9 protein-coding genes are annotated in these 20,102 nt (G+C 70.5%); 5 read left to right on the top strand and 4 right to left on the bottom strand.

Annotated features, from left to right (window positions below):
- Positions 1–319 precede the first annotated feature (319 nt).
- The 4 genes from AQJ66_RS00045 (at position 320) to AQJ66_RS00030 (ending at position 11,450) form a co-directional block, all read left to right on the top strand.
- Positions 320–1,498, top strand: coding sequence for an AAA family ATPase (locus AQJ66_RS00045; protein WP_279617300.1), 1,179 nt, complete (start codon positions 320–322; stop codon positions 1,496–1,498).
- Positions 1,495–2,142 (top strand): hypothetical protein, encoded by a 648-nt coding sequence (locus tag AQJ66_RS00040; RefSeq protein ID WP_244162693.1) that lies wholly within the window; start codon positions 1,495–1,497, stop codon positions 2,140–2,142. Before AQJ66_RS00045 ends, AQJ66_RS00040 begins: the two co-directional genes overlap by 4 nt.
- A gap of 99 nt (positions 2,143–2,241) precedes the next feature.
- Positions 2,242–9,180 carry a DEAD/DEAH box helicase gene (locus tag AQJ66_RS00035; protein ID WP_061914442.1) on the top strand — a complete coding sequence of 2,313 codons (6,939 nt, stop codon included), beginning with the start codon at positions 2,242–2,244 and terminating at the stop codon, positions 9,178–9,180.
- Positions 9,177–11,450, top strand: coding sequence for a UvrD-helicase domain-containing protein (locus AQJ66_RS00030; RefSeq protein WP_061914439.1), 2,274 nt, complete (start codon positions 9,177–9,179; stop codon positions 11,448–11,450). Before AQJ66_RS00035 ends, AQJ66_RS00030 begins: the two co-directional genes overlap by 4 nt.
- A 684-nt stretch (positions 11,451–12,134) precedes the next feature.
- Here AQJ66_RS00030 and AQJ66_RS00025 read toward each other — a convergent pair.
- Both AQJ66_RS00025 and AQJ66_RS00020 read right to left on the bottom strand, forming a co-directional pair.
- Positions 12,135–14,051: an ABC transporter ATP-binding protein gene (locus tag AQJ66_RS00025; protein WP_061914436.1), complete on the bottom strand. Its 1,917-nt coding sequence runs from the start codon at positions 14,049–14,051 to the stop codon at positions 12,135–12,137.
- A complete protein-coding gene (locus AQJ66_RS00020) occupies positions 14,048–15,841 on the bottom strand; it encodes an ABC transporter ATP-binding protein (protein WP_061914434.1) in 1,794 nt (597 codons plus the stop codon). The genes AQJ66_RS00025 and AQJ66_RS00020 overlap by 4 nt, the downstream gene beginning before the upstream one ends.
- 153 nt (positions 15,842–15,994) lie before the next feature.
- Between AQJ66_RS00020 and AQJ66_RS00015 the strand changes: the two genes are divergently transcribed.
- Positions 15,995–16,885, top strand: coding sequence for an NAD(P)H-binding protein (locus AQJ66_RS00015; protein WP_244162692.1), 891 nt, complete (start codon positions 15,995–15,997; stop codon positions 16,883–16,885).
- A gap of 150 nt (positions 16,886–17,035) precedes the next feature.
- Here AQJ66_RS00015 and fabV read toward each other — a convergent pair whose 3' ends face one another.
- Positions 17,036–18,259, bottom strand: coding sequence for an enoyl-[acyl-carrier-protein] reductase FabV (fabV, locus tag AQJ66_RS00010; protein WP_425264251.1), 1,224 nt, complete (start codon positions 18,257–18,259; stop codon positions 17,036–17,038).
- Complete coding sequence (locus AQJ66_RS00005) at positions 18,219–20,027, bottom strand: type I polyketide synthase (RefSeq protein WP_244162691.1); 1,809 nt, start codon at positions 20,025–20,027, stop codon at positions 18,219–18,221. The genes fabV and AQJ66_RS00005 overlap by 41 nt, the downstream gene beginning before the upstream one ends.
- Positions 20,028–20,102 lie beyond the last annotated feature (75 nt).

Genomic DNA, 20,102 nt, shown 5'->3' with positions numbered 1-20,102 from the left:
GGCTCCCCCTCGGCACTGCCCGCGCGCATCCCTCCCCGTCAGGGTCCGTGGGCTGCGGGTCGGTTGGAAAGAGAGCCCTTTCGGTCCGGATGGCTGAAGTGTGCAAGTACCTGGTGGAGCTGTGACGCAAGTTGTACTCTTCGTGAAGCTCGGTGGTCGGACGCACCAAGTGGACGACTTACGTGGGGAACTGAGTGGCATTCATCAGCCTGCCTCAGGGCCGTCCGCCGTGCGCCGACCAGTTCGATGACCGGGCGGTTGCCGCCCGGCTGTTCCACGATGGGCACGAGGCTTGAACCACCGCATACTCGGTCTGACGGTGCGTAACTTCCGTACCTTGACCGACACGAAGCTGCCGCTCGGGCCTCTGACCGTGATGGTCGGCCCGAACGCGGCGGGCAAGTCGAATGTTCTGCAGGCGCTGGGATTCCTGGGCGACGTCTCCCACGACGGAATCGAAAAGGCGCTCGGAAAGCACGGGGGGTTCGACGTCCTGGCCTTCCGTGGCGGCCGGAAGCCGGTGTCACGGATCACGGTCGGGGTCGAGGGCATCTGGTCCGAGTGCGCGTCGGAGGAAGCCCCGGACCGCTACGAACTGAGTGTTTCCCGTCCCCGACTGCCCGAAGGGGCCGAGGCCCGCCACACCACGTACCGGCGGGAGCGGTTCGTCCACCACCCGGTGGACGACATGGAGACCTCCGTCGAGCTGACGAGTGGTTCGCTGACGATCAGCAGCCCGCTGAGCCGGCCGTCGAAGCGGGAGGCCGTCGGACGGATGGCGTCCGCCCTCCACGAGGACCATGCACTGCCGCTCGCGGAAACCCACCCGGACCGCCAGGCCGTGCGCGAGATCAGCCGGCACCTTTCCGAGATCCGGGTGTTCGACCCCGATGTACGGGCCGCCCGGAAGCCGTCGCCGGTCACCGAGCGAGGCCGGTACCTGGAGAGCGACGCGTCCAACCTGGCCGACTTCCTCCTGAGCCTCAGGGAGGACAGAGACGCCTGGACGTACCTCCTGGAGGACGTCAGGACCGTGATCCCGCAGATCCGGGACATCCACCTGGAACTCATCCCGGGGTCACCGCTGGTGCAGGTGGAGCTGGAAGAAGAAGGACTTCGCGGTCGCACCCGCCTGAACGAGGCGTCCTGGGGAACCGTCCGCATCCTGTGCATGCTGGCGATCTTCCATGATCCTGAGCCTCCGCTGCTGACGTGCATCGAGGAGATCGACCACGGAATCCACCCGCACGCCCTGAGTCTGCTGGCGGGCAGGCTCCGCGAGGCCAGTGTCCGTGGCCAGTTCCTGGTCACCACCCACTCGCCGGTCCTGGTCAACGAGTTGGAGGCCGAGGAACTCGTCGTGTGCGAGCGGCTGCCGAGCGGTGCCTCCCGCATCCCGGCCCGTCGGCCGGAGGACACACAGCGGGTCATCGAGAAGTCCGAGTACGAGCCGATGGGTGATCTCTGGTTCGCGGGGGCCCTCGGAGGTGGACTGTGAGCGCGAGAACCGCCCGGGGGCGCCGGCGCTCGGTCGTCGTGGTGGCCGGCGAGGGGAACTACGACCGCGAAGTGCTCCGGCACCTCGTCCCGGAGCTGCACCCGGGCGACTGCCCCGAGGTGATCAACATGAAGAAGCCCATACGTCTGGCTCGTGCCCAGGCGAAACTCTCTCCTCGGCTCGAAGAGATCAAGAGGTTCGCTCTGGGCGTCGCGGACACGGCGAAGCTGGCCGGGGTGGTCATCCACGTCGACCTCGACGGGGTCGCCGACGAGAGCTACGACAAGCTCCGCAGGCGTATCACCGAGGAGATGCGCGCCACGTTCAAGGACTGCCCCTCTGCCCTGGCTCTGGCGGCCTACGAGATCGAGGCCTGGCTGATGCTGTTTCCCGAGGCCTTCCCGAAGGTCAGGCCGGGCTGGCGGCTGCGGGAAGCCGACTGCCGCCGTGACCTCGCCCGGCTGGAGAAGGCCAAGGAGCACCTCGTGAAGTACCTGGGCAAGCCCCCGTACCGGGAGTCCGACGCTCCCGCGATCATGCAGGCCGCGGTCCGGGGCAGGCACGTCACCGCTCGCCCCGCCGGCAACAACCGGTCGTTCCGGGACTTCGCCGACGACATGTCTCTCTGGCAGAAGACCGCCTAGCCAGGTCAGACCCGGTTCACCACCGTATGGGGGCCTGTCAGCCACCCCCTATACGGTGGTACCGATCACCAGGGCACCGACCTTGCAAGGGGGACCGTCGTGAAGCCCACCATGGCCGCCGCGCAGCTCCGCGGCAGTCTGACGCAGTACCTCACGACGACGTACGCCCTGGCCGACGAGGACACCCGCAGCGCGCTCGAACGCTTCCTCGGGCACCCCGAGACCGGCATCTTCCGCGGGCCCTACCTGCGCATCAGGACGCCGTTCCATGTCGCCGACGACGGGTGGGAGCGGGATCTGGAGTGGTCCGCCGGGTTTCCCGGGTTCGCTCCGTGGCGGCACCAGGCGAAGGCCTGGGAGCGGCTGTCCACGCTGCACGGTCCGGCCAGGCCCACGCTGGTGACCACGGGCACCGGGTCCGGCAAGACCGAGTCCTTCCTGATCCCCGTACTGGACCACTGCCGGCGGCAGAAGGCCGAGGGGCGGGCCGGGATCAAGGCCGTACTGCTGTACCCGATGAACGCGCTCGCCACCGACCAGGCCGGGCGCATCGGGGAGTACCTGGCGCGGCCGGAGCTGGCGCAGGTCACGGCAGGCCTCTACATCGGCGACCGGCCCGACACCGACTTCCGGCGGGTGATGACGCGACGCGAGGAGATGCGTCTCTCGCCGCCCGACGTACTGATCACCAACTACAAGATGCTCGACCTGCTGCTGCAGCGCGGCGAGGACCGCGGCCTGTGGGAGGGGGCCGAGCCCGCCTACGTCGTGCTGGACGAGTTCCACACGTACGACGGGGCGCAGGGCACCGACGTGGCCATGCTGCTGCGCCGGCTGGCCGCCGCCACCGGCGCGTCCCGGCCCGGCAGGCCACTGGGGTCGATCTGCCCGGTGGCGACCTCGGCGACGCTCGGCGAGGGAGCGCCGGACAAGGAGGCCGGGGGCATCCTCGACGTCGCGGCGCGCGTGTTCGGGATGCCGTTCCCGGCGGACGCGGTCATCGGCGAGGAGCGGATGACCGCCGACGAGTTCACCGGCGCCGTCGACTACGAGCTGCCGGAACCCCCGACGCCGCAGGAGGTCGTGACGGTGTCCGGCGGGCCGGACGTGGAGGCCCGGCCCGACCTGCTGGACCTGGACGCGCTCGCCACCCGGATGCTGGGGCGTTCCGGGCTGGACGCCTTCCGCGTCGGGCGGCTGCTGAAACGGCACGACTTCACCCACGGTGTGCTGTCCCTGCTCAGCGGGGAGCCGCTGGACGAGTGGGCGCTGCGGGACCGGCTCGCCCGGTTCGGCTACTCCTGGGGTCGCACCGCCCGGGAGAACCCGCGGCTGGTGCTCCAGGCGCTCTCCCGGTTCGTGGCCCTGCTGTCGGCCGCCCGCGACCCGGACTCGGACGAGCGCAGGCCCCGGCCACTGCTGCACATCGAGGCGCACCTGTGGGTGCGGCCCGTGACGCGGGTGCTGCGCGGGGTCGGCCGCACCCCCGAGTTCCGCTGGTACGAGGACGACCGCACCGCCGCGCGCCGGGCCGCGCTCAACGCCGCGCCGCCCGGCGACGAGGACCCGGACGCCTCCTCCGGCAGCTGGCCGTCGTCCTCCACGAGCAGGCAGCCGCAGCCGCTGCCGGGCACCGACAGCGCGCCGCGCCCCGCCCAGGTGCACCTGCCCGCCGTGTACTGCCGCAACTGCGGGCGCTCCGGTTGGGCCGCCCTGTCCCCCGAGGCCGACCCACAGCGGCTGGTGATGGCCCAGGACCGGATCTGGCGGGCCGGTGTGGGCCGGGACAAGCGACGTATCCGCTACTTCATCTCCGCCACCGGCCGCGAGCGACGGCAGGCCCTCGACGCGCTGACCGGGGCACGGCCCTCGGACGGCGGCGTCGACCCGCTGTCGGTGGTCGTACTGGACGGCGGGCAGGGCACGTACCGGCTGCCCGCCGCCGGGGACGACGGCGAGCTCGTCGACGCCTGGTTCGCACTGGCCGTGCTCGACAAGAAGACCGCCGACCAGGCCGCCAAGGACGACCGGTGCCCGGCCTGCCACACCGACAACAGCATCCGCTTCCTGGGCACGGCCCAGGCGGCCCTCGCCTCGGCGACGGTCACCCAGCTCTTCACCGGCGGCGACATCGCGCTCGTACCGGAGGAGCGCAAGACGCTTCTGTTCAACGACTCCACGCAGGACGCGGCACACCGGGCGGGATACGTCGCCAACGCCTCGTACAAGTTCTCGCTGCGCTCGCTGCTCGCCCACAACCTGGACGAGTCGGGGGCACCGACCGCGCTGAACGACCTGATCGGCCATGTCCTCGACTCGGTCGACGACCCGGAGGCACTGGCCGCCGTGGTGCCCCCCGATCTGCACGACGAGCCGGGCGTCGACCGGCTGCTGTCCGGCCGCGGCACCGGTGACGCGCGGACCTGGCGGCTGATCGGCGAACGGCTGGCGTTCGCGACGGTGATGGAGTTCGGGCTGCGCAGCCGTATGGGCCGCACGCTGGAACTGACCCGGACCGCCGCCGCCGAGGTCGCCGTGGCGGAACCGGACCGGGTCACCGAACTGGCCCGGGACCTGCACCTGTCGCTGCCCGGTCAGCTGCTGGCGGTCGGCGGGCTGCCGACACCCGAACGCTATCTCGCGTACGTCCGGGGCCTGCTGGAGCGGCTCCGGCTGCGCGGCGCGGTGCGCCACCACTGGCTCGACACCTGGATGAAGGAAGCCGGCAGCACCCGCTACCTCATCTCCGGACGCAGGCCCGACGGCATGCCCGCGTTCCCCGAAGGGGTCGCACCGCCGCGGTTCCTGCTGGACGGGCAGAAGGACCGGTCCGAGTTCGACTCGATCACCGGACGCCTGGGCTGGTACCAGGACTGGACGCGCAGATGCCTGGACCTGGACGCCACGGGGGCCACCGAGTACCTGCGCAGACTGCTGCCCGCCCTCGCCGACGCGGGGGTCCTCGCGGTGCGGACCAGCCGCGACCGCCAGACCCGCGTGTACGGACTGCAGCCCGGCCACATCGAGGTGCGGCTGCTCGACGACACCGTCGTCAACAAGGCCTTCGTCGCTTGCGAGGACTGCCGCTGGCAGCAGGTCGTGCCGCCCGAGCGGCGTACCCGCTGGTACGGGCACCCGTGCCCCCGGTACCGGTGCAAGGGCCGCCTGACCGCGCCCCAGCCCGGCCCGTCCGGCGCCGAGGCCGAGGTGCCCCGCTTCGGCTCGTTCACGCAGCAACGGGACTACACCGGCGACTACTACCGCCGTCTCTACCTGACGGGCGGCACCTTCCGCGTGGTGACCGCCGAGCACACGGGCATGCTCAGCCGCCCCGAACGGGAGCGCGTCGAGCGCTCCTTCAAGGCGGGTACGCACTACACCGACCCCAATGTGCTGTCGTGCACCCCGACCCTGGAACTCGGCATCGACATCGGCGAGTTGTCCGCCGTCCTGCTCGGCTCCCTGCCGGCCGGTCCCGCCAACTACGTGCAGCGGGCCGGACGCGCCGGTCGCCGCACGGGCAACGCGCTGGTGGTCGCGTTCGGCGGACGCAAGGCACGCGACCTGTACTACCTCGACCAGCCTCGCGAGATGATCGCCGGGACCATCCTGCCGCCGGGCTGCTACCTCTCGGCGGTGGAGATCCTGCGCCGCCAGTACACGGCACGGCTGCTGGACCTGGCGGCCCGCGGTGAGCTGCGGACCTCCGATGGCGAGGTGCTCGCTCCCCTGCCCCGGCTGTCCTCCGCCCTGTTCGGGACCAGCGGCTGGTGCCAGGACCTCGCGGACGCCGCCCAGACGCACGGCGCGGCCCTGGTGGAGGAGTTCCTGGCGTTGTTCCCCGACGGCAGCGGCGGGCGGGACGCCGACGGCGCGGGCGTCTCCGAGTACGCGGCCGGGGAACTCCGCTCGTACGCGACCGGCGGCATCGTACGGGCGCTGCAGGAGGCCGAAGAGGACTGGACGGGACGGCGCGAGGAACTGCGCCGCAGGATCGCCGCGATCGACGAGGCCGCGGGGCAGCTGGCCCGGTCCGACGACACACAGGACCGGGAACGGCGCGAACTGCTGGCCGAGCGGCGAGCGGCCGGGGACCTGCTGCGGGACCTGAGCCAGTCCAGCGCCCACGCCACCCTGGTGGACCTGGGGCTGCTGCCCAACTACAGCCTGACGGACACCACCACGCGGCTGGAAGCGACGCTGTACTGGACACAGGACCCGGGCGAGGAGGACGGCACCCGTGGGGCGGAAACCGATCAGGGCGCCGTCCGCAAGGTCTACCGCAGTGAGACCCGGGACTACGAGCGGTCCCGGAAACTGGCCCTCACCGAACTCGCCCCCGGCAACAGCTTCTACGTCAACGGCTACCGGCACGTGGTGCGGGCCCTCGACGTCGGCAGCCCCGAGCGGCGCGCCTGGTCGGTGTGGCGGCTCTGTCCCGCCTGCGGATACGTCCGCACCGAGGCGCAGAACGCGGAGCACAACACCGACCCGTGCCCGCGCTGCCACGGGCGGGAGATCGCCGATGCCGGCTGCGTCCAGCGTGTGCTGCGGCCCAGGCGGGTCCTGTCCCGCGACAAGCGCGACGACGCCAGGGTGCGCGACGACCGCGACGAACGGGACCGCAAGCGCTACACGGTGCTCACCACCGTGGACATCGACCCCGACCGCCTGGCGCCCGGCTCATGGCGGCACGACACCGCCGTGTTCGGCGTGGACTTCACCCGCCACGCCACCATCCGGACCCTGAACCTGGGACTGGACCGAGAGGACGGCAGCAGCACGGTACCGCTCGCCGGGTACGACGTACGGCTCAACCTGTTCCATGTCTGCACCGAGTGCGGTGGCGCGACGGCCGACGGCCGCCCGGTGGTGGAGGTGTCGCAGCACGCGCTCACCGAGTCGGGGGTGACGAGCACCCCGGCCGCCGCGCACCATCAGTTGTGGTGCCCGCGCCGCCGGGTCCGGGGGTCAGGCGCGGGCGGACAACAGGGCAGAGGCCAGGACGTGCCGCTGCTCCTCGCCCACGAACTGACCACCGAGGCCGTGCGCATCCTGCTGCCCGCTTCGGTGGCACGCGTCAAGGAGCGACTCGCGTCGTTCACCGCCGCCCTGTTCGCGGGGATCGCGGCCCGCTACGGCGGCGATCCCGACCACATCGACATCGCCGAGGCGACCATGCCCGATCACTCGGGTGACCTGGAGTCGGACTGGCCGAGGCGCTTCCTCGTCGTCTACGACCGGCTGCCGGGCGGCACGGGCTACCTGCACCGGCTGGCGTCGGCCGATGGATTCCGTGAGGTTCTGCTCAGGGCACGCGATGTCATCGAGCGCTGCGCATGCCGCGAGAAAGGCCTCGACGGCTGTCACCAGTGTCTGCTGCGGCGCGTACCGGCCGCCGACTACGACAAGGTCAGCCGTAACGAAGTCCGGCAGATGCTGGACGAGTTGCTGGGCGCCGACGGTCAAGGATGGCGCACCTCACCGGTGGCCACGACGCGTCACATCCCGCTCCAGCGGCAGGCCGAGAGCGACCTGGAGATCCTCTTCATCGACACCCTCCAGGACTGGGCGAAGACACCGGAGGCGAGGGCTGCGGCGGACACGTACACCACTTCCGCCGGTACGTACGCCCTCGACCTGCGGCTCACGGCCGACGACGGGGCCACCGTGAGCTGGCGTGTCTCCCAGCAGCGCGCTCTGGACGGCACCCGGCCGGACATACTCCTCGAACGGCTGGACACCCCGGGCCCGCGCGTGGCCCTGTACCTCGACGGCTACGCGTACCACGCCACCCGTGAACACAACCGGCTGGCGGACGACGCCACGAAACGCACCCGGCTCCGGGCCGACGGCCTTCGTGTCTTCCAGCTGACGTACCACGACGTCAAGGAGTGGCGGCAGCGGATCCAGGACACCGGGTACGCGGGGACCGGTCCGACCGACCCGGTGTGGGTGCCGTACGGCACGGCCGGACAGCAGCGCGCACGCGACTACTACGACCGCGTGGGCCGGGGCCTGCCCGGTGAACTCGCCGAGACGGTGTGGGTCAACCCGGCCCGGCTGCTGCTGGCCTATCTGCGCTCCCCCGACCCGGAGCGCTGGCGGCGACGGGCGGAAGCGGCTGCCGCCGGGCTCAGCGGGGCGGAGGGGGTGCGTGCCGCCGCGTTCACCGGCGAGGGCGTCGGCGCCGGTATCCGTGAAGCGCTGCGCGGCGGCAGGCCCGCCGGGGCCGCCGGTCCCGTGCGGCTGCTGTCCGGTCCCGACGCGTCGGGCTGCCGTCTGGTGCTGGCCGCGGACGGCCGACGCACCCCGCCCGTATGGACGGGACTCACCGTCCTGGACGACGGCGAAGCGGCGCTCGCCGACGAGCCGACCCACAAACGGCGCTGGCGTGCCTGGCTCTACTGGAGCAACGTGCTGCAGTTCCTGGAGCACGGCGGTGGCGACAGCGCCCAGCTGACGTCGAGCATGATCGAAGCCTTCGCCCCCGAGGTGCTCACCGTGACCGGCGGGGAAGGCTGGCTGACCTCCACTCGCGCTCCCGTGCCTTCCCAGGCTGAAGAGCTCGCCTCCGTCGGGGTCGTCGCCGCGCCCTCGGTACCTGCCGTGGGAGGCGGCGAGGCAGCCCCTGCGAGGCCCACGGCCGCCCGGACCGCCGACGACGCCGGGCCGGGGCGGGATCCCGGCTGGGACCGGGTCATCGAGTACCTCGACCCGGAGGAACCAGGGCTCGCCGACCTCGCCGGCGCGCTGGCCGACGCGGCGGTGCCGGCCCCTCGGGACGGCTACGAACTGGACGGTCACGGCTGGCAGGCCGAACTGGCCTGGCCCGACGCCCGGATCGGAGTGGTCCTCGCACCTCGTGCGGACGCAGACGAGCCCGACTACGAGGCACAGGACCGGGACAAGGCCTTCGCCGTGGCGGGCTGGACAGTCCGCACCGCTGCCGAATGGGACCCGGCGGCGATGATCGCCCGGCTCACCGAACGACAGTACGACAGCGACACCACCAGCGACGGGGAGCGGAAGCGATGAACACCTCGGGCGTCACACTGCGCCTGCTCGACAAGGCCGACAAGGAGATCCTCAAACTCCCCCGCACGGTCAAGGGCGCGTTCTTCGACTTCCAGCACAAGTTCCGCAGCAACCCGCACACCACCGGGCTCAAACTCCAGCAGCTCAAGGGCGACAGCAGGATCTGGTCGGCGCGGGTCAACGACGAGTACCGGGTGCTGCTGCTGCGGCTCGCCGACAACGACTGGCTGATCGTCTCGGTCAAGCACCGCAAGGACGTCTACAACCGGCTGTCGTACGGCGTCAACCAGGTCACCGGCGGCATCGAGTACGTCGACCTGGAGGTGGTCGAGGACAGCGTCCTGCGCCGGGTCCCCGCTCCGGCCCCACAGGCCCCGGCGACCGCCGAACCGGCCGCGCCCACGCAGCCGGAACCAGCCCGGTCACTGTTCGCCGACTGGTCGGACCAGCACTTGACCGACCTCGGTGTCGCCGAACCGCTGCTGCCCGTCATCCGCACCCTCACCACCGAGGACCAACTGCTCGGACTCGTCGAGTACGCGCCGCAGCTCACCGGTGAAGTACTGCTCGCGCTGTTCGACGGGACGTCGTACGACGACGTGCTCGACCAGGTGACCAAGCCGGTGGCCGCCACCGAGCCGGTCGACCCGGACGACTTCGAGACCGCCGCACAGCGACCGGCTACGGTCGTCACCACCACGGACAACGCCCTGCGGGAGGCATTGGAGAGCGGCGACTTCGGCCGCTGGAAAGTCTTCCTCCACCCCACCCAGGCCCGGCTGGTCGAACGGCGCTACAACGGTCCCGCCCGGGTGGGCGGCGGGCCCGGGACGGGCAAGACCATCGTCGCCCTGCACCGCGTGCGGCATCTCGTGCGGCAGCTGCCCCCGGGGCGGGACAAACCGGTCCTCCTGACCACGTACAACAAGAACCTCGCCGCCGACCTGCGCTCCCGGCTGCTGGAACTGGGTGGCGAGGAACTGCTGAGCCGGGTCGAGGTGAGCCACGTCGACCAACTGGCGCTGCGCATCGTCCGCGAGGCCGAACCGGGCAACGGGAAACAGGCCATCGACGACAGCCAGGCGGTACGCGAATGGCGCGGGCTGCTGGACGAACTGGGAGAGGAGAAGTGGGACCCGGAGTTCCTGCACGACGAGTGGACGCAGGTCATCCTCGGCCAGGCCGTGGGTACCCGCACCGACTACTTCCGCGCCCGGCGCGCCGGACGCGGCCGGAACATAGGGCGTGCGGAGCGCGCCGAGATCTGGCAGCTCGCGGAGCGGTTCTCGCAGCGGCTCGACCGGCTCGGGCGGCAGACCTGGGACCAGGTGGCCGAGCGTGCCGCACGGCTCGAGATGGGCCGCGAGCAGCGGATCCTCAACATCGCCCGGCAGCGTGATGAGGCGGGCGGCCGTGACAACGTCCATCTTCAGGACGGCTCAGGAGGGTGGCTGCGCTACCGGTACCGGCACATCGTCGTGGACGAGGCCCAGGATCTTCGGCCCGCCCACTGGAAGATGCTGCGTGCGATGACCGCTCGCGGCGCCGACGATCTGTTCCTGGTCGGCGACACCCACCAGCGCATCTACAAGAACCAGGTGACGCTGGGCAGCCTGGGCGTCAACATCCGCGGCCGGTCCTCGAAGCTCAGCCTCAGCTACCGCACGACGCGGCAGATCCTCCGTTCCGCCCTCGGCGTGCTGGGCGAGACGACGTACGACGACCTCGACGGCAGCGAGGAGAACCTGGCCGGCTACCGGTCGGTGCTCAGCGGGGGGCTTCCCGCCGGGCATGCGTTCCCGGACTGGGCCGCCGAGCGGGAGGGCGTCGCCGCGCTCATCAAGGGCTGGGACGCCGGCTCCGACACGGGCATTCCTCACGAGCAGATAGCGATCTGCGTACCGACCAACCAGATGGCGGCCGAGATGGCCTACACGCTCAAACTGAACGGCATCGACTCGGTGGAGATCCGTTCCGACGGCCCGTACGGGTCCTCCGGCGTGCACATCGGCACGATGTTCCGGTTCAAGGGTCTGGAGTACCAGCGAATGATCATCGCGGGCGTGTCGGACGGACTCGTGCCGCGCGAGGCCGTCAGCAGGCTGCGCGACACGGATCCGGTCCGCCACCGGCACGAGATCCAGCGGGCTCGCTCCCTGCTGTTCGTGGCAGCCACACGAGCGCGTGACAGTGTGGACGTGTTTTGGCACGGCAAGCCGAGCCCGTTCCTCGATGACTCGTGGGTCGACACGCCAGAGTCGGCGTCCTGAAGCAGGACAAGCACCACCTTGTGGGCAATCTGAGCATGCCGCCCATACACCTGTCATGACTTCGGCATGGCAGTGCCGAGATCACGTCAGAGCCCGCCATCTCCCGCGCGCAGACGGCTTTGTCCACCGCATCGAGTGCGCGACTGACGCCGTGGATAGAGCGTGGTCTGCGCCCAGAGGCAGTTCGGTCTAACCGAGGTTCAGGATGAGCGGCATCTGAGCGTCAAGAATTGCCGGGCAGTCGCGCGATGCGACCACCTGCGTCCGACGCACCGGGGCGACACCGGGTGCAGGTGCGCCTGAGCCCATGCGGCTCCGTTCGGTGAGCGGCAGAACGGTCAGCCCCTGCCTCGGCCAAGGCTCCTCCCTGCGGCATCCGTCGATGATCTACGCAGGATGCGTCATGCCCGCGCCTCCTCGAGCCGGTCCGGAGCCGGCCCGGGTGCCGGCGCCCGGTGCGCAGGACCATGCCGTCCCTCAGGGACGGTTCGGCCTCCGGGCCGATACGGACATCGTCCAGCCGGACGGCCCCTGTTCGAGCAGGCACCGCCCGGCCGAGGCGCTCGGCTCCGGTTGTGACAACGCCGGAGTTCCCACGCCGGTGCCGGCACCGGCACCGAGAGTTCACCGATCCCGTCCGGCACGAGCCGGACGGAGAAACCCACGAGGAACTCGCGGGGTTCCTCAATGGGCCTCGGCGGCCTGGCTGGTCCAGGTGGCGTACATCTGCGTGTATTTGCCGTCCGCGGCGACGAGTTGGTCGTGCGCACCGACCTCGACGATCCGACCCTCGTCGACGACGACGATGCGGTCGGCCTTCATGGCCGTAGAGAGCCGGTGTGCGATCAGGATCGCGGTGCGGCCCTCCAGCAGCGCGTCCAGGGCCTCCTCGATCTTGCTCTCGGACCGGAGGTCCAGGTTGGACGTGGCCTCGTCCAAGATCAGCACCCGGGGCTGGGCCAGGAAGGCCCGTGCCAGGGCGACGAGTTGCCGTTCACCGGAGGAGAGGGACTGGCCCCGCTCCTGGACGACGGTGTCGAGGCCGTCGGGCAGCCGCTCGACCACGTCCACCAGGCCGACCACCCGCAGCGCCTCCCGGATCCGGTCGTCGGATGTGTCCGAGGCGGCGAAACAGATGTTGTCCCGAAGCGGTCCGGCGAACAGGAAGGGCTCTTGCGGCACCACGCCGATCTGCCGGCGAAGGGATTCGATCCGCACGTCCCGGAGGTCGCGCCCGTCGATGAGAATCCGGCCGGCGGTCGGGTCGTAGAACCGGGTGACCAGTTTGGCGAGGGTGGACTTGCCGGCACCGGTCGGGCCGACGAAGGCCACGGTCTCGCCGGCCCGGATGTCCAGCGACACATCGGAGATCACCGGCCGGTCGGGTTCGTAGCCGAACGTGACGTCCTCGAGGACGATCTCGCCCTCGACCTTCGGCAGGTCGACGGCTCCGGGCGCCTCCTCGACCTCCGGCCGGGCGCTCAGGAGGTCCCTCAGCTTCACGATCGACGACTGCCCCTGCTGGTACGTGTTGTAAAGCTGCACCAGTTGCTGGATGGGCTGGAAGAAGGCGCCCAGGGAGAGCAGGAACGCCACCAACTCGCCGATGGTCAGCTCCCCGTCGGCGACCATGTTGGCGCCGATGGCCAGCAGCGCGAGCTGGCCGGCGACACCGATCACCTGGGTGCTCGGCGTGTAGATCGAGTTGATCCGGCCGGTGCGGACATTGGCGTCGTAGTACTTGCCGGTGACCTGTCGGTGGTGCTCGGTGTTGTGCCGCTGCCGGTTGTGCGCCGTTACGCTGCGAACACCCTGCAGGCTCTCGGAGAGGTCGGCGATCACGTCGGCGATGGTGTCCCGCACCCGCACGTAGCCCTTGCCGGACGCCCGGTGGAACCACAGGGACAGGGCGGTCAGGACGGGCACGATCATCACGATGGTGATGAGCGCCAGCCGCACGTCGAAGGTGAACAGCACCACCGTGACGACGACCATGGTCAGGCCCTGGACTGCGAACTGTGCCAGACCCTCCTGCAGCAACTGCTGCAGATTCTCGATGTCGCTGGTCATCCGGGTCATGATCACACCGGCCTTCTCGCCGGTGTAGAAGCTCAGCGACAGCCGCTGCAACTGGGTGAAGACACGTACCCGCAGGTCGTTCATCACGCACGCGGCGATCCGCCCGGTCACCTTGACCCGCGCGGCCTGCGCGACACCGGTGACCACCAGACTGACCAGGTACGCGACCGCGACCAGCACCAGTGTGCCGGAGTCCCGCGCCGTGATGCCGTCGTCGATCCCGATCTGGGTCAGCTTCGGACCGGCCTGCAGCGTCAGCGCCTCCAGGGCCACGAACACGCCGGCCAGCAGCACCATCGACCAGTACGGGCGGATCAGCCGCCGCAGACTCAGCCCAGCGCCGTCGGGATCGGGCCGGCCGTGCTCGAAGACGACCTCGGGCTCGGGATGTTCCGGCTCGGTCTTGAGCAACCTGTCGACACTGGCCTGCATCTCCGGCGGCACGCCGGCGAAGGGCAGACCCGGTGCGGCGGCCCTGCCGCCACCGTTGAACGCGGCGCCACCACCTGCTGGAGACGTCATCGGCCCACACTCCCCAGTTCCTCGATGCTCTCGTCCGCCTGCGCGAGCACTTCCGCGTACAGCGGCGTGCTGGCGAGCAGCTCCTCGTGCGTGCCGTCCCCGACGATCCGCCCGCCGTCCAGCAGCACCACGCGGTCGGCCAGGCTGATCGTGGACAGCCGGTGCGCGATGATCAACGTCGTCCGGCCGGCGAACAGGGTTCGCAGCCCGGCGTGGATCTCCTGCTCCACCTGGACGTCGATGGCGCTGGTGGCGTCGTCGAGTACCAGCACGGGCGGATTCACCAGCAGCGTCCGGGCGATCGCGATGCGCTGGCGCTGCCCGCCGGACAGCGTGTAGCCGCGTTCGCCGATGACGGTGTCGTACCCCTCGGACAGTTCGGTGATGAACCCGTGCGCCCCGGCCAGCCGGGCCACCCGCTCGATGTCGGTGATGTCCGCGTCCGGCCGGCCGTAGGCGATGTTGTCGCGGACCGACGCCGAGAACAGGAACGGCTCGTCCAGTACGACGCCGACGGTGTCCCGCAGGCTGTGCAAGGTCAGTTCCCGTACATCGTGCCCGTCCACCGATACGGAGCCGGCGCGCACGTCGTAGAAACGCGGCAGCAGCCTGGCCGCGGTGGACTTTCCGCTGCCGGTCCGACCGACCAGCGCCACCGTCTCGCCGGGGCGGAGCCGCAGCGTGAACCCCTTCAGCACGTCGGGGCCGTCGCCGTAGCCGAAGGTGACGCCGTCGAACCGGACGTCACCGCGCGCCTCGGTGATCTCCAGCGCCTCGGGGGCGTCCGCGATCTCCGGCTTCTCGTCCAGCACCTCGTACAGCCGCTTGGCCGCGGCCGACGACCGCTGCCCCAGCATGATCAGGTTGCCGATCACCTGGAACGGTACCTGGAGCATCAGGAGATAGGCGTTGAAGGCCAGGATCGCGCCGACGCCCAACTCGCCGTGGATAACCAGGTATCCGCCGTACAGCAGCACGATCGCCATGCCGACGCGGGGCAGGTTCTGCACCACCGGCGTCCACCGTGCGCGCAGATCGGCGTCCTTCACATTTGCCCACCGGACGCGCGTCGCGGCCTTCTGCAGCAAGGCGAGCTGACTCCGTTCGGCCGCGAACGACTTGACCACGCGCACGCCGTTGACGTTCTCGTCCACCACCGTCGCGACATCGGCCAGCCGGGCCTGGATCAGCCAGGACACCGGGAACAGGGAACGCTGCATGCGCCGGCTGGCCACGAACAGCAGCGGCATCGGCAGCATGGCCAGGATGGCCAACGGCACGTCGATCGCCAGCATGTAAGCGAACGACACCAGCGAGATGCCGCACTGCACCAGCAGGTACGGCGCGAACGCCAGGTACATCTGCACCGCGCGGATGTCGGAGTTGGCGCGGGAGATGAGCTGCCCGCTCTGCATCCGGTCGTAGAACGGGAACGACAGGCTGGTCAGGTGCTCGTAGACGATGTTGCGCAGGTCGTACTCGATCTTGGCCGCGGCGCGGAACAGCAGCTGCTTGGACAGGTAGCCGACGACCAGCATGACCACCGTCATCCCGACCAGCCACCACATGTAGTGCGACAGGGGCACCTTGTGCGACACGATCGAGTTGTCCACCGCGTCCTGAATCAGGGTCGGCACCTGTACGGCCACCAGCATGCTGGCCCCCGACATCACCAGAGCCGCGCCGAACATCCACCGGTGCGCCCGGACCAACGGCCACGCCCGCCTTAACCAGGAACGGTCCCGATCGGGGTCGATCGCCGCGCTGGGCGGCGGATACGTCTTGCTCACCTGGATTCCCCTCTGTGCGCGCCCTCGCGGGCGGCCCACTCGTCTTGCTCTCGGCAGCATCGACTGCCCCCGGAACAAGGTGTGTTCGACGGTCTGGGTGGGCCCCACGGATTCAGGATAGCAAAAGAAGGTACGGCGTACGCAGTTTGAGTTATGGTCGGTCCACGCACCACCCGCACCACGGACCACGAGGAGGTTCGATCCTTGGTTAACGTTGTCTTCGGCGCACGTGGCAATGTCGGCCGTAATGTCGCCGCCGGCCTGATGGCCGTGGGCGAAAAGGTCAGGGGGACCAGCAGAAACCCGGAGGCGGGCGGCTTCCCGTCCGGGCTGGAGGTCGTCCGGGCCGACCTGGAGCGCCCCGAGTCCCTGCCGGCGGTGCTGGCCGGTGCCGACAAGGTGTTCCTGTACGCCAAACCGGAAGAGATCGAGGGCTTCGTGGCGGCGGCGCAATCCGCCGGCGTCCGGAAGGTGGTCCTGCTGTCGTCGGTGTCGGTCGTGATGGCCACCGCCCAACAGAACCCGATCGCCCGGATGCACCGGACGGTCGAGCTGGCCATCGAGCGGTCGGGGCTGGACTGGACGTTCATCAGGCCGGGCATGTTCGCCACCAACGCCCGGTGGTGGTGGGGGGAATCGATCCGCGCGGAGGGAGTCGTGCGCCTTCCGTACCCGGAGGCGCAGAACGCACCCGTCCATGAGAAGGACATGGCCGCGCTCGCCGTGACCGCACTGACCGAGCCGGGCCACTCCCACCAGGCGTACACCGTCCACGGGGCCGAATCGCTGACGCTGCGGCGCCAGGTGGAGCACATCGGTGAGGCCGTCGGGCGCCCGATCCGGGTGGAGACGGTCTCTGTCGAGCAGGCTCGAGAGGAACTCGCCAAGAAAGCGCCTCAGAACGTGGCCGAAGCGCTTCTGGGCATGTGGGCCGCCGCCGACGGCGTTCCGGCTCCGGTCTCGGTCATCGTCTTCAGGATCACCGGCAGACCCGCGCACACGTTCGCGCAGTGGGCCGCCGACCACGCCGACGACTTCCGCTGAGCGTCCTCCTCGGCTGACCGCCGTGCGGTGGTCAGCCGAGGAGAAGCCAGATGCCCATGAGAACGGCCGTCGACACCAAGGTTTTTACACATACCGGTGACTGCTGTCACCGGCCGGGTCCGGATCCCGCCGTATCTCTTGGCGGCGGGTTCACGGAGTCGACGAGTCCGGCCAGGGCAGGTCGGTCTCGACCGGGACGGCGTAGTCGACACCGGGGACGTCGAAGCCGTACAGCGCGCGGTATCGGGCTCGGAACCAGGCGGTGTCGGCCAGTTCGGTGACGGTCTCGGGGGTGATCGACCGCCACCGTTCGGCCACAGCGGCCTGGACCGGCTCGGACAGCTCCCAGCGATCGAGACGGATGCGGCCCCACTGGTCCACGTCGGGCCGGTGCGCGGTCAGCTGGTTCCACAGCTCGAGCGACTGCTCGACGGGGGACGGGAAGCGGTCGCCGAGGACGCCGCGGAGCAGGCTGACGTAGAGCGGGACGCCCGGAATGGCGGTCAACGCCTGGCTGACCACGGCCCCGTTCACCGAGGTGAAGGCGCGGCCGTCCACCGCGGCCAGTCGTTCGGTCAGGGCGCACGCGGTGGACTCCAGGTCGGCCTTGGCGGCGCCGATCGTGCCCCCGCGGTAGATCGCCGAGGTCAGCGGCGAGCCGATGTAGCTGAGGGCGACCGTGCGGAATCCGCGGCGCAGCAGCCCGCGATCGGCCAGGGCGGTGACCCAGCGGGACCAGTCCTCGCCGCCCATGACCCTGACTGTCGCGGCGGTCTCGGCCTCGGTCGCCGGGGCGACGGTGACCTCCCGCACATACGCGGCTCCGTCGTCGGCGAACTCCAGGTTCCGGGTGGTGTGCGGCGCGCCGAGCGGTTTGAGCACCGACTGGTAGGTGATGCCGCTCCGTGGGTCGGTGCGCCGGGGCGCGGCCACGCTGTAGATCAGATAGTCCACGCCGCCGAACCGCTCGGCCAGCAGGTCCAGCGTCTCGGTCTTGGTGGTGTCGGCGAAGGCGTCGGCGTTGCGGAACGAGAAGTCCGCCCCGAGCTCCCGGGCGATCGCGTGGGTGGCGATGGTGCGGTACCACCCGGCGCTCGCGCTGCGGTGCCCGGCCGGCCGCTCGAGGCCGATGCCCACGCCGTCGATGCCGTACCGCACCAGCCCGGCGATCGTGCTCGCCAGGCCGTAGCCCGCGCTCGACCCGACGACCAGCGCCGTCGGCCGCCGCGCCGCTGGATTCTCCGGGGCCGGCACCTCGGCCCGCATCAGCTGCACGCTGCGGAAGCATCCGGCCGGATGCGACTCGAGCAGCAGATAACCACGTCCCGTCGGGTCAACGACGCGTTTCGACTGCGTGAGCGTTGGGTGCATCATCGTCTCCTCTGCCGGATCGGTCCTCGAGCAGTGCCTGCTTGAGGTGCTGGACCAGGTCGTCCGGTGTCGACTGGTGGAACATCGACGCGGTGTCCAGACGCACACCGGTCGCCGAGTGCAGGCGGTTCCGCAGGGTCAGGATGGACAGCGAGTCGAAGCCGAATTCCAGGAGGACCTGGTTGGGCCGCACCACGGCGGCCGACTCCAGCCCGAGCACCGCCGAGATCTGTGTGGAGATCACGTCGGACAGCGTCCGGTCCCGGTCGGCTTCCGCCATCGAGGCGAGCCGTTGCCGCAGCGATGTAGACGAGACCGCGCCTTTGCCCGCCGTGCGTTTGCCGGTGGTCCTGACCAGCGACCTGAACACCGGCGGCAGGGCGTTCCCGGCTTCGGCCTGCCTGGCCAGCTCGGCCAGATCCAGCTTGACCGGGATCAACACAGGGTCGCTCGCGCGACAGGCGGTGTCGAAAAGCGCGACGGCTTCCCGCGCCCCCAGCACGCCCACGCCCGCGATCCCGCCACGGGACGGTGCGTCGTCCGGCGCCCAGGGTCCCCAGGCCAGCGACACCGCGGGGGCGCCGCTCGCCCAGCGTCGTCGGACCAGCGCGTCCAGTGCGGCTGCCGACGCGGCCGTGGCGGCGTTTCCGGCGCCACCGACGATTCCGTCGAACGACGAGCACAGTACGAGGGTGGCGGCCCCGATCTCCTGGTCGAGGATTTCCGCGGCACCGACCATCGCGCGCACCACCTCGGCGAGCGCATCCGGAGTCGGGGACGGTGCCGGAGACGGTTTCTCGTCGTCCGGCGGCGCCTGCGGGATGTGCACGACCATGGTCAGCGGATGCTCCGCGGGCAGACGGTCGATCAGCTCCCGCAGCGCCATGCGGTCGGCCGGATCACACGCCGCGGTGGTGACGGTGGCGCCCAGCGCGGTGAGTTCCGCGGTCGGCCCGGGGGGCAGGGCGCCGGTGAACACGAGATGCCGCACTCCGTGCACGGCGACCAGGTGCCGCGCCAGTCGTTCGCCCATGCGCGTGGTCCCGCCGGTGATCAGCGTGCTGCCCTCGTGGCCGGCGAACCGCTCCGTGGCGCGCGCCGGTCTGCCCGGCACGAGCCGTGGCACCCTGGCCCGGCCCTCGCGCAGGGCCATCTGCGGCTCGCCGGACATGACGGTCCTCGGCAGCGCACGCCAGGAAGCCTCGTCGGTATCCACGTCGGCAAGTACGAACCGTCCGGGGTTCTCCACCTGCGCGGACCGAATCAGCCCCCACACCGCGGCGCCGGCGAGGTTGGCGTCGGCAGGGCCGAAGGCCGGCACCGCGGCGGTGGTCAGGAACACCACGGTCACCGTGGCGAGCGCTTCGATCGCCAACAGGGCGTTCAGCCAGCACAATGTGTCCCGCGCGGTGGTGGCGGCCTCCTCGCCCGTCGGCACGGTGAGCAGCACATAGTCCGGCACGTCCCTGACTTCGGCCAGGGCGTCCAGTCCCGGGTACGCCTGGGCGTACACGCCTGCGGCCGTCAGTCCCACCGCGGCGCGGAGCGGATCCGCGCCCACGACGGCCCACGTCGCCCTGCGCGGCGACGACTTCGCGAAATGGTCGACCCACGCCTCCCGGTAGAGCGCGCCGAGTTGTACGACCCTGGCTGCCTCCAGCTCCCCGGGGTCGACGGGCGTGGTACCGACTGTGAACTCGGCCACCGGATCGCCCACGGTGTCGGCCAGCATCATCGACACCGAGCCGGCGCGGTCCGGGCCGATCCGCACCCGCAGGGCGGACGCACCGACCGCGTGCACGGCGACTCCGCGCCATGACGTCGCCAGCCGGGGGCCCTCGGTGCA

Source organism: Streptomyces bungoensis, from assembly GCF_001514215.1.
Classification (GTDB): Bacteria; Actinomycetota; Actinomycetes; order Streptomycetales; family Streptomycetaceae; genus Streptomyces; species Streptomyces bungoensis.
This window is presented reverse-complemented; position numbering and strand designations above follow the sequence as displayed.

Bases quoted from the DNA above. Each gene is read 5' to 3' on its own strand.
- AQJ66_RS00030 (WP_061914439.1), top strand. From the start codon at position 9,177: ATGAACACCTCGGGCGTCACACTGCGCCTGCTCGACAAGGCCGACAAG.
- AQJ66_RS00025 (WP_061914436.1), bottom strand. From the start codon at position 14,051: ATGACGTCTCCAGCAGGTGGTGGCGCCGCGTTCAACGGTGGCGGCAGG.
- AQJ66_RS00015 (WP_244162692.1), top strand. From the start codon at position 15,995: ATGGTCGGTCCACGCACCACCCGCACCACGGACCACGAGGAGGTTCGA.
- fabV (WP_425264251.1), bottom strand. From the start codon at position 18,259: ATGATGCACCCAACGCTCACGCAGTCGAAACGCGTCGTTGACCCGACG.